This is a genomic window from Muribaculum sp., assembly GCF_029051885.1.
Taxonomy (GTDB): Bacteria; Bacteroidota; Bacteroidia; order Bacteroidales; family Muribaculaceae; genus Muribaculum.
Genome location: NZ_JAIDKI010000040.1, coordinates 1 through 10,699, shown reverse-complemented (window position 1 = coordinate 10,699; position 10,699 = coordinate 1). Strand labels below are relative to the sequence as shown.

Sequence of the window (10,699 nt, the reverse complement as noted above, 5' to 3'; positions counted from 1 at the left end):
CGTCATGCATCTGCGTCCGCTTGTTTCGGTCACAATGCAACCGCATTGCTCCCTCACTGCGCGAACACATCTGCACGACGCTTGACCGCCCCAGCGTTAACAAATATTGGTGAACGGGGTCTAAGCCCGCATAAGACGCCAAAACTATTCTCTGACCTAAACCACACCTGCCTTTGGAATGTTTATGGATAAACACCAACAACTGTTTATTCACAAATTATGAGTACCAAGGACAATGTAAGGGAAATCTGGAGCGAATGTTTCGATGACACGCCACAATGGCTCGAGATGTTCTTCTCGGAAGTATACCGCGATGACGAAGCCGTAACATTGTGTCGCGACAAGCATACGGTGAGTGCGCTTATGCTTCAGCAATACTCGATGAACTTCCACGGCTGCAATATCCAGGCCGGCTATATATGTGGCGCCGCCACTCTCACACCATATCGCGGAGAAGGATGCATGACCGAACTAATGTCGCAGGCCCTACGCCAAAGCTACAAACGCGGCGATGTGGTCTGCTCGCTGATTCCTGCCAATGACGGACTATATCGGTTTTATGAGAATCTCGGCTTCTCGCCCGCATTCCATATAAATCTTGAGCGCTACTCGTCGGCTCACATCTTTACCTGCTCCGGACAATACACCGGCAGCGACGCATCGGCCGACGGCGGCGCATACACCCTGTTTCGGGATATGATGATACAACGCCCCTGCTGCATACAGCATTCCCGCGAGCAGTGGCAACAGATACTCAAGGACATCTCTATCGACGGTGGCAACGCCTACCTGCTGTCGGATACCGACGGAAATGGCGCTGCCATAGTATTTGCCCTACCGGTCGACAACTCCTCAGTGCGCATCACCGATATACTTGCACGAGACCCCGACGCCCGACTCGGCGCTTTATCTCTGGTCAGACAGACGTATGGCAATCTCCCGATTGAAGTGTATGGATATTTCGATGCGCCACAGGGAACGGACACTCCAAGAGGCAGCCTACGCATAATAAATGTATATATGCTCCTGCGTTCGCTCGCTGCAAGCTATCCTGAACTCAAAGTCAATATAAAGGTACACGACCCGATTCTCGGTCAGAACAGCCACATCTACACCATCGACCGTGGATTCGCAGTAATCAACGATGGATACATAGGCTCGCTTGACTACGATGTCGACATCGAGGTGCTCACATCAATGGTATTCGGCAACGATGTCACACGCCAGATTCTCGACTTCCCGGCCACCCGTCCGTTCATCTCCCTGATGCTCGACTGAGCCATCACCCCACAAACGAATTCTCCACATCAAAAAAACGTCGCAACCTATTGGCCGAGACGTTTTTTTTGATGTATTCAATGGTTATGGTCAGCGGATGCGGTCGTAGCTCTTAAGCAGCCGTTCGTCGGCACGCATGCGCCTGTTGGCCCATACGAAAAATATTGCTGCCACAACCGGCAGACCGATAGTCCAGCGCCATGCCACCGATTCGGATTCTACAACCTGATCAAGCGACAACACGGCTGCAACAGTAAGAGCAAGCGACACAAGCGACATGAATGTAGCAATCATGGCCACACGCTTCTGCGCTCTAAGATTATTGAATAGGAAAATGTCGATAAACGCCACCAGCGCAGTCGCGCAGTTAAGGATAAAAAGAGGGATGCAGTCAACCGAGTGCCAGCACACCGTCCCGTCGGTAACGCCTATGCATACAGTACCAAGAAATGCAAACAGCCCCATGGCTATTGCGCCAATAAGCAGAAACACGCTCTGCCAACGTTGTATTACCATAATATAAACAATCGTAGAAGTTAATATCTATTTTTTTTGTCTGAACAAAATTACTCAACTTTCGCAGAATATGCAACATTATGACAAATAGTTGCGACAGTTTAAGCATTTTGCAATCAAAAGCCGCCCGGACGGTATTCAACAAGCGTTTTTATGTCCTTAAACATAAAAAAATCAGGCCATTTTTATAGCTAAATGTCAGAATTAACTGTTATATTTGTATGTCACATGACAACAGAACTCACAACAGAAACAGAATTCAAGTTTATCAATCAAAAAAAGTTTTTGATATGGATATCAACAATATCATCACATCTCTCGAGGCAAAGCATCCGGGAGAAAAAGAGTATCTGCAGGCCGTGCGTGAAGTACTTCTTAGCGTAGCCGACGTATACAATCAGCATCCCGAGTTTGAGAAAGCAAAGATAATCGAACGAATGGTCGAGCCCGACCGCATTGTAACATTCCGCGTGACATGGATTGACGACAAAGGCGAAGTACAGACCAACATCGGCTATCGCGTACAATTCAACAACGCCATAGGCCCGTATAAAGGCGGTATCCGATTCCACGCTTCCGTCACCCTCTCCATCCTCAAATTCCTCGGATTTGAGCAAACATTCAAAAACGCCCTCACAACCCTGCCGATGGGTGGTGCAAAAGGTGGCTCCGACTTCTCGCCCCGCGGCAAGAGCGACCGTGAGATAATGCGTTTCTGCCAGGCATTCATGCTCGGACTCTGGAAGAATGTAGGCCCCGACCGCGACGTGCCTGCAGGCGATATTGGCGTAGGTGGCCGCGAGGTAGGATACATGTACGGCATGTACAAGAAACTCGTTGAGGAGCACAACGGCACATTCACCGGCAAAGGTCTTGATTTCGGAGGCTCGCGCATCCGTCCCGAGGCGACCGGATTCGGTGCTATTTATTTCGTCAACAATATGCTTGCCCTGCGCAACCAGACAATCGCCGGCAAGACCGTCGCCATATCCGGTTTCGGAAATGTAGCATGGGGCGCGGCTCTGAAAGCGAGCGAACTCGGCGCAAAGGTTGTCACTATCTCAGGTCCCGACGGCTACGTGTACGACCCTGCCGGTATCTCAGGCGAGAAGATCGAATATATGCTCGAGCTCCGCGCATCAGGCAACGACATCGTAGAGCCATATGTTGAACGCTTCCCCGAAGCCAAGTTCTTCCCCGGCCGCAAGCCATGGGAGCAGAAAGTAGATATCGCTCTGCCCTGCGCCACACAAAACGAGCTCGACGGCGACGATGCACGCATGCTTGTCGACAACGGCGTGGAAATGGTAGCTGAGGTCAGCAACATGGGCTGCACACCCGAGGCCATCGACCACTTCATCGATACCCACACTATCTATGCACCCGGCAAGGCTGTAAATGCCGGTGGTGTAGCTACCTCCGGACTCGAAATGAGCCAGAACGCCATGCATCTGCAATGGAGCGCCAAAGAAGTAGACGAAAAACTCCACTATATCATGGACAATATCCACGAGCAGTGTGTGAAATACGGCACACAGCCCGACGGCTACATCAACTACATGAAAGGCGCCAATATCGCCGGATTCATGAAGGTGGCCAACGCCATGATGGGACAAGGCATTATCTGACACTAATACGTCATCCGACCCACATACAAAGGGCTGTTTCCGGATTGGGAAACAGCCCTTATTTCATTAATGAAACTCATGTCTATCAGTCAAGAAACGATGAATAAATCGAATCGATACGTGCCTCTACCTCCTGGTTAAGATTAAAGCGCAGAGGGTCGGTCTCCAATCGCTGTGGCGCAGGAGCCGACTGGTTGTTATCAGGCTCGACAGACGGCGATACCTGTTGCTGAGGAATCTCGTTCTTTTTATTCTTGTTCCTATGTTTGTCGGAAGAGCGCCCGACATGGCCCGACGAATGATATGTGCTCGTATAATACCGCTCACTCATATTGCTTATTATTACGCCTTTGCTCCCCGAGGCATGTACAATCTTCCCGTCGCCTACATACATGCCCACATGCGACACGCGGTTCTTATCACGCCCGGTACTGAAAAACACCAGATCGCCAATCATCAGCGCCCCCTTGGATATCGACTTGCAGAACTGCTGTTGCTCACGCGACGAGCGCGGAATCTTTATACCGAGAGCCTTACGATAGACCTCCATTGTGAGTCCCGAGCAATCAGTACCGTTATAGTCGCTACCGCCATAGCGGTAAGGAGTCCCGAGCCATGTGAGAGCCTCATCTACAAGTTTCTTATCGTCGCCCTGCATTTTACGGGTATCCGGACGGCTGCGGTCAAGCCCTCCCACCGTAGTCGACGCTGATTCATTGCCACGCACGACTTTGCGCGAGGAGCGGCATCCGGCAAGCGACAATACTGCCGCAACGACAAATATATATGATATAAGGCGAATAGATTTCATGTGTGGATAAATAAAAAAGACACCTTCCTTTACACAAAATTAATTAATCCCGCACATTCACATGTAGTAACTTTCCCTAAAAAATGCAAATAGCGCCTCATTTTGCAAATTCTTGCTAATTTTGCAGAAGCTATGATTTATCCCGACACTTTTGAACACAAGATAGGCTTCGCCACCTTGCGCGAGTGGGTGGCTGAACGCTGCATATCGACACTCGGACAGCGTCATACCGAAGAGATGACATTCTCGTCCGACTACCGGACCGTACTCCATTGGCTCAGCTCTACATCCGAAATGCTGTCAATACTCAACAGCGACGAGGAATTCCCGTTGGGAAGCGTGCGCGACGTCAGCGACGTTCTCAACCGCGCCCGTGTGCCCGGCACATTCATCACAGCTCCCGAACTGCTCGACGTGCGCGGCTCGCTGGCTGTCATGTCAGACCTCGCGGTATTCTTCAACACACATCGCCACGAGAACGGACAATCCGATTATCCCCACCTCGATGAGACAGGAATAAAGATAGCATCATTTCCACTCACGGTAAAAGCGATTGACCGGATAATCGACCGATTCGGCAACATACGCGACAATGCGTCGCCCGAGTTGCGCGAGATACGCTCGCAGCTGTCATCGACATCGGGAGCCATAGCCTCCATGATGCGACGCGTCATGTCGCATGCAGTCGAGGCAGGATATATCGAAAGCGACGTGACGCCATCCATGCGCGACGGACGCCTTGTAATCCCCGTCCCTCCGATGTACAAACGAAGGATTTCAGGCATTGTCCACGACGAATCGGCCTCTGGAAAGACAGTATACATCGAGCCGGCCGAGATAGTCGAGGCCAACAACCGTGTGCGCGAGCTTCAGATGGAGGAACGCCGCGAAATAACCCGCATACTCACCGTGCTCACCGGCGAACTTCGCCCTGACATACCACAGATAATCGAGTCGCTCGACATTGTCGGCTATCTCGATTTCATACAGGCCAAGGCACGCCTGGCGCGTGATATCGACGCACACATGCCTGCGCTTACCGACGAGCCCGAGATGGAATGGTACCACGCCACCCATCCCGTGCTGCTCATGTCGCTGAGGCGACAGTCGAAAGAAATCGTGCCGCTCGATATAACCCTGACCAGGGATTCACGCATACTTATAATATCCGGACCTAACGCCGGAGGAAAATCCGTGTGTCTTAAGACTGTAGGCATTGTGCAGTACATGCTGCAATGCGGTCTGCTCCCGCCGGTCTACGAGAACTCCCACATGGGCATATTCGCCGACATATTCATCGACATAGGCGATGACCAGTCAATCGAAGACGACCTGTCGACCTACAGCTCACATCTACGCAATATGAAATATTTCCTCCAGCGCGGAGATTCATCGACACTCGTCCTGATTGATGAATTCGGAGGAGGAACCGAGCCGCAGATTGGCGGAGCCATCGCACAGGCCGTTCTGAGCCAGTTCAACGACCGGCACATGTGGGGCGTCATAACCACACATTACCAGAATCTCAAGCACTTCGCCGAAGATACCGACGGACTCGTCAACGGCTCCATGCTCTACGACCGCCATCTCATGCAGCCTATGTTCAGGCTATCAATCGGCAATCCCGGCAGCTCGTTTGCCATAGAAATCGCACGTAAAATAGGACTCCCCGAGTCGATAATCTCCGATGCCGAGAAAATCGTAGGTAGCGATTACATAAATCTCGACAAGTATCTTCTCGACATAGCCCGCGACAAGCGCTACTGGGAAAACAAGCGCATGGCCATTCGCCAGAAAGAGAAAAAAATAGAAAGCCGGCTCGCTCAATATGAGGAAGATGCCGAACAACTGCGGGAAAAACGCCGCGAAATCCTTGCCGAAGCCAAGGAAGAGGCCCGAAAGATACTCGACGGCAGCAATGCCGCCATCGAGCGCACCATACACGAGATAAAGCGCGCACAGGCCGAGAAAGAATCCACCCTCGAAGCACGCCGCAGGCTACGTGAGGAAAAAGAAGGACTGCTCCATACCGACGGCAAGGAGAACGCGCTGCTTAAAAAAGCGCCCAAACGACGCAAAGAAAGCGGAAAACAACGTCAGCCGGCAGAGAACGAACCCGTACGCGTTGACGACAACGTACGTCTCGACGGCCAGGGAACAGTAGGCAAAGTGCTTGCAATAAACGGAAAGAAAGCCACTGTGGCATTCGGAATGCTACAGACCGAAGTGCCGGTAAACCGTCTGCGACGCACCATAGCCCAGCCCTCCTCTGGCATGAAATCCGGAGCATCGCTCGTAGGCGCCACTTCCGACGCACAGCGCCAGCGCCAACTCGACTTCAAGCAGGAAATCGACGTACGCGGAATGCGTGTTGACGAAGCCGTACAGGCTGTCACATACTACATCGACGATGCCATACGCTTCAATGCCGAGCGCGTACGCATACTGCATGGCACAGGCACCGGAGCACTCCGACAGTACATACGTCAGTATCTCGACACCATCAACGGCGTACGCAGCTACCACGACGAGCATGTACAGTTTGGAGGCGCAGGCATAACTGTAGTCGAACTACGGTGACCCACACCGCCCGACACACCCAATGCAACCCACCTCCTCGGGATACTCATGCCACATCAACTCCTCAGATAATCCATGCACAATCGGGCATTTACAAAAATTTGGTAAAAGCTAAGGATTTAAGTATCTTTGCATCGCAATGGTCGACGAGAAGACACGAAATGCCGCGCACGCAGCGTTAACAGGCTACCTCTCAGCAAAAAAACTGCGACGCACACCGGAACGCTTTGCTATACTGGACAAAGTGTGCGAGATGTCATGCCATTTCGACATCGACGAGCTATATAGTGCTATTGAAGCCGACGGCTACCATGTAAGTCGCGCTACAATATACAACACTATCGACCTGCTCACAGATGCCGCAATAGTAAGATGCCATCGTTTCGGGTCAAATCCGGCGCAATATGAATTGACCGGAATATCCAACCACCTTCATCTCATCTGTACACAGTGCGGTAAAGTGAAGGAGGTGAAAGACCCGGAGCTTGCGGCGTTTGTTGACGGGAGACACTACTCTGCATTCCATGCGTCGTACTTCCGTCTGTATATCCATGGCACATGCGCGGCGTGTACACGCCGCAACCGAAGAAAGAAGAAACAATAACACTACAATAAACCAACACAGAATCAAAATGAAAGTTGACGTATTGCTCGGCCTCCAGTGGGGCGACGAAGGCAAAGGCAAGGTAGTTGACGTGCTCACTCCCGACTACGACGTGGTTGCCCGATTCCAGGGCGGACCAAACGCCGGACACACTCTTGAGTTCGAAGGCAAGAAATATGTGCTCCGGTCAATCCCGTCAGGTGTGTTCCAGCACGGCCAGACCAACATTATCGGCAATGGAGTAGTACTTGATCCGGTACTGTTCAGGGAGGAAGCCGAAGCGCTTGAAAAGAGCGGAACCGACCTCCACAAAGTGTTGAAACTCTCAAAAAAAATCCACCTCATACTCCCTACCCACCGCTTGCTTGACGCTGCCAACGAACGGGCTAAAGGTGGAGCTAAAATCGGAACTACAGGCAAAGGCATCGGTCCTACATACACCGACAAAGTAAGCCGCAACGGCCTGCGCCTTGGCGACATATTCCACAATTTCGACAAAAAATACGAAGCGGCACGCAACCGCCATGTTGCCATGTTGCGCTCAATGGGCGAAGAGCCTGAGTTCGCCGAACTGGAAGCCAAATGGCTCGATGCAATCAATTACCTGCGCACATTCGACATTATCGACAGCGAGCACTATATCAACCATTGCCTCAATGAAGGCAAGAGCGTGCTCTGCGAAGGTGCACAGGGAACAATGCTCGATGTCGACTTCGGAAGCTACCCGTTTGTCACTTCATCCAACACAATCTGCGCCGGAGCATGTGCCGGACTTGGTGTAGCTCCACGCAAAATCGGCGATGTCTACGGCATATTCAAGGCTTACTGCACCCGCGTAGGCGCCGGACCGTTCCCGACAGAACTGTTTGACGAGACCGGCAAACTCATCCGCGACCTCGGCCACGAATACGGTGCAGTCACCGGACGTGAGCGCCGCTGCGGATGGATTGACCTCGTAGCTCTTAAATACGCCATAATGGTCAACGGAGCCAACAAACTCATCATGATGAAGAGCGACGTGCTCGACGGATTTGACGAAATCAAGGCATGCGTAGCCTACGAAATCAACGGCGAACGCGTAGAGGAGTTCCCCTTCTCAATCGAAGAAGATGAAATCAAGCCCGTCTATGTGACTCTTCCCGGCTGGAAAACCGATATGACCAAGATGAGAAGCGAGGAGGAATTCCCCAAAGCCTTCAACGATTATATCGCATTCCTTGAAAAGGAACTCCAGACCCCGATTGTGATTGTATCAATCGGTCCCGACCGCGAGCAGACCATCATTCGTAAAAAATAAGTATCATGGCCAAGATAAAACCTTTCCGTGGAGTACGCCCTCCGCGTGAACTCGTGACAGAAGTTGCTTCACGGCCTTACGACGTACTCAACTCCGAAGAAGCCCGCGCTGAAGCCGGCGACAACGAAAAGTCGCTTTACCATATCATAAAGCCCGAAATCGACTTCGAACCGGGCACCGATGAGCACGATCCCAAGGTATACGACCGTGCAGTAGCCAACTTCAATGCATTCCAACAGAACGGATGGCTCATACAGGACCGTGAGGAGCACTACTACATATACGCCCAGACCATGAACGGTCGTACTCAGTATGGATTCGTAATCGCGGCCAACGTCGAGGACTACATGGAAGAGCGCATAAAGAAGCACGAGCTCACACGTCGCGATAAAGAAGAAGACCGCATGAAACATGTGCGCATCAACAATGCCAATATCGAGCCGGTATTCTTCGCATTTCCCGACAACGACGAGCTTGAGGCCATTATCCGCAGGGTCACTGCCGCCGAGCCCGAATATGACTTTACCGCTCCCGACGGTTTCGGCCACCACTTCTGGGTGATTGACGACCATGCCACTATCGACCGCATCACCGAGCTCTTTGCCGCCATCCCCGCACTGTACATAGCCGACGGACATCACCGCACGGCAGCAGCCGCTCTCGTCGGCAACGAGAAAGCCAAAAACAATCCCGACCACAAGGGCGACGAAGAATACAACTACTTCCTTGCAGTTGCATTCCCTGCGTCACACCTCAACATTATCGACTACAACCGCGTAGTACGTGACCTCAACGGACTTAGCCCCGAAGAGTTCCTTGTGGCCCTGGAAAAAGACTTCAGCGTAGAGAACAAGGGCACCGGTGAATACCGTCCGGCCGCACTGCACAACTTCTCCCTCTACCTCGAAGGCAGCTGGTATAGCCTTACTCCTCGCGAAGGAAGATACGACGATGCCGACCCTATCGGCGGACTCGACGTGACTATATCAAGCGACCTTATTTTGCGCGATATTCTCGGTATACATGACCTGCGTTCCGACAAGCGTATCGACTTCGTAGGCGGAATACGCGGCCTCGGCGAACTCAAACGCCGCGTAGACTCCGGCGAGATGAAAGTCGCCCTGGCTCTATACCCCGTATCCATGGAGCAGCTGATGAGAATCGCCGACACCGGCAACATCATGCCGCCCAAGACCACCTGGTTTGAGCCCAAACTACGCTCCGGCCTGGTGATACACAAACTTGACGACTAATGGAATACTCACTGCGCCATCACGGCATAGTGACCGGCATAAGCTCACGGACGCTATCGGTATCGATAGCGTCCGGAGCCGATTGCGCCGGATGTGCGGTCAAGTCAGTATGCCATCCGTCAGGCAAACCACAGGATGAGATTATTGTGAAAGCCGCCATTCCACGCTCGGAAAGAACGCGTAACTTCAACATTGGCGACAAGGTGGAAATATCCATATCCACTTCAAAGCGTATGAAAGCCATATTTTTGGCGCTTGCACTGCCTTGCCTGCTGTTGGTGTGCGGCACATTCACGGCCATATGGCTGGGGACATCACAGACTATGGCCGCCACCGCCGGAATTGCAGCAACCGCCATATATTATTTCATTTTGTATATCTGTCGTGACAGTTTTTTCTCCAATCCCCACTGGGTTGTATCCGGATGACAGATTTATCATACGAGCGCACATTCGCTCACATCCGCTATACATCCTCTCTACTCCCTGACTCTCTGATACCTTTTTTAATCAATATCCAAATATGTCCATAATCAGTGCAATTATTGTGCTTGGAGGAATCGGTTTGCTGAGTGCAGCCATCCTTTATGTTGTATCCAAGCGATTTTATGTCAAAGAAGACCCGCGCATTGCTTTGGTGGAAGAACTCCTCCCGGGAGCCAACTGTGGAAGTTGTGGCCGGTCAGGATGCCACGATTTCGCATGTGCATGCGCAACGGCCGCGTCTCTTGAC

General features: G+C 51.9%; 10 protein-coding genes. 8 read left to right on the top strand and 2 right to left on the bottom strand.

What is annotated here, in order from left to right:
- Positions 1-219: 219 nt before the first annotated feature.
- Entirely contained in the window at positions 220-1,278 is a 1,059-nt protein-coding gene (locus tag K2I50_RS01900; RefSeq protein ID WP_301024561.1) for a GNAT family N-acetyltransferase, read from the top strand.
- Between the two features lie 90 nt (positions 1,279-1,368).
- Here the strand turns inward: K2I50_RS01900 and K2I50_RS01895 are convergent, their stop codons facing one another.
- A complete protein-coding gene (locus K2I50_RS01895; RefSeq protein ID WP_301024560.1) occupies positions 1,369-1,794 on the bottom strand; it encodes a DUF4293 domain-containing protein in 426 nt (141 codons plus the stop codon).
- Positions 1,795-2,084: 290 nt separating this feature from the next.
- Between K2I50_RS01895 and gdhA the strand changes: the two genes are divergently transcribed.
- A complete protein-coding gene (gene gdhA, locus K2I50_RS01890) occupies positions 2,085-3,422 on the top strand; it encodes an NADP-specific glutamate dehydrogenase (RefSeq protein ID WP_301024559.1) in 1,338 nt (445 codons plus the stop codon).
- Between the two features lie 85 nt (positions 3,423-3,507).
- On the opposite strand, the gene K2I50_RS01885 is transcribed toward gdhA, so the two are convergent.
- Entirely contained in the window at positions 3,508-4,233 is a 726-nt protein-coding gene (locus tag K2I50_RS01885) for a C40 family peptidase (protein ID WP_301024558.1), read from the bottom strand.
- Positions 4,234-4,365: 132 nt separating this feature from the next.
- On the opposite strand from K2I50_RS01885, the gene K2I50_RS01880 reads away from it, so the two are divergent.
- From K2I50_RS01880 to K2I50_RS01855, 6 genes are all read left to right on the top strand, one after another.
- Positions 4,366-6,813, top strand: a complete 2,448-nt coding sequence (locus tag K2I50_RS01880; protein WP_301024557.1) for an endonuclease MutS2 — start codon at positions 4,366-4,368, stop codon at positions 6,811-6,813.
- A 139-nt stretch (positions 6,814-6,952) separates the two neighbouring features.
- Complete coding sequence (locus K2I50_RS01875; RefSeq protein WP_301024556.1) at positions 6,953-7,417, top strand: Fur family transcriptional regulator; 465 nt, start codon at positions 6,953-6,955, stop codon at positions 7,415-7,417.
- 28 nt (positions 7,418-7,445) lie between these two features.
- Complete coding sequence (locus K2I50_RS01870; RefSeq protein ID WP_301024555.1) at positions 7,446-8,714, top strand: adenylosuccinate synthase; 1,269 nt, start codon at positions 7,446-7,448, stop codon at positions 8,712-8,714.
- 5 nt (positions 8,715-8,719) lie between these two features.
- Positions 8,720-9,967, top strand: a complete 1,248-nt coding sequence (locus K2I50_RS01865; protein WP_301024554.1) for a DUF1015 domain-containing protein — start codon at positions 8,720-8,722, stop codon at positions 9,965-9,967.
- On the top strand, positions 9,967-10,395 hold the full coding sequence (locus K2I50_RS01860) for a SoxR reducing system RseC family protein (RefSeq protein ID WP_301024553.1): 429 nt from the start codon (positions 9,967-9,969) through the stop codon (positions 10,393-10,395). The genes K2I50_RS01865 and K2I50_RS01860 overlap by 1 nt, the downstream gene beginning before the upstream one ends.
- A gap of 94 nt (positions 10,396-10,489) precedes the next feature.
- Positions 10,490-10,699 (top strand): (Fe-S)-binding protein (locus K2I50_RS01855; RefSeq protein ID WP_301024552.1); only part of this gene is annotated, 210 nt, incomplete at its 3' end.